1 protein-coding gene is annotated in these 313 nt (G+C 44.7%); it reads left to right on the top strand.

Going from position 1 to position 313, the window contains the following annotated elements:
• On the top strand, positions 1–313 hold a 313-nt coding region (locus Q5L94_RS13545; protein WP_317498884.1), incomplete at both ends, for a hypothetical protein.

The following is a 313-nucleotide window of genomic DNA, read 5'->3' as shown; positions in this document are numbered from 1 at the left end:
AATTTTAGGGGGATTACCCCGCTATTTTCCAGTGGGCCGCTTCAGTCCGATGAGCGTGGAATTGACATTGATTGGGATTGTTTGGTGGTTTCAGAGGAGGATCATCAAAGACAGCCGAGCGATATTTTTGAACATAAAACCAGAACTGGAGCTAATGAATTAGTCGAGAGACGTACCCCTCGAGGAATTGGCCGTTGGCAAGCAGAGCTCTGTATGCGTGGCTATGTTGAACCGAGATTTAATATCAATGGTTCCTCGCATATAGTTCACCCCTTCGCCAACAAAGTTATGTTTATGTTTGATCATGAACCAA

The sequence above is a fragment of the Idiomarina sp. Sol25 genome (assembly GCF_033052775.1).
Lineage (GTDB): Bacteria > Pseudomonadota > Gammaproteobacteria > Enterobacterales > Alteromonadaceae > Idiomarina.
This window is presented reverse-complemented; position numbering and strand designations above follow the sequence as displayed.